Genomic DNA, 241 nt, shown 5'->3' with positions numbered 1-241 from the left:
AGGAGACTACTTCCATGACTTCGTAGGCCCACTTGGAGTACCTTCAGAAATGGTACATGAAGACTTAGAGGAGTTAAAGAAAAAGAAAATAGTATTCATAGCAGGTGGAGTTGGAACAGCACCAGTATATCCACAAGTAAAGTGGCTAAATTCAAAAGGAATTAATGTAGATGTTATAGTAGGGGCAAAAAGTAAAGACATATTAATATTAGAAGAAGAGATGAGAGAAGTAGCAGGAAAC

Annotated in this window: 1 pseudogene; it reads left to right on the top strand. The window is 36.9% G+C overall.

Annotated elements, in window-relative coordinates:
• Positions 1-241: pseudogene (locus tag B3N22_RS23770) on the top strand (sulfide/dihydroorotate dehydrogenase-like FAD/NAD-binding protein); the annotation flags it as partial.

The organism is Clostridium sp. UBA1652, assembly GCF_002320975.1.
In the GTDB taxonomy this organism is placed as follows: Bacteria; Bacillota; Clostridia; order Clostridiales; family Clostridiaceae; genus Clostridium_T; species Clostridium_T intestinale.
The sequence above is the reverse complement of the archived record's forward strand: the minus strand, read 5'-3'. Positions and strand labels throughout refer to the sequence as shown.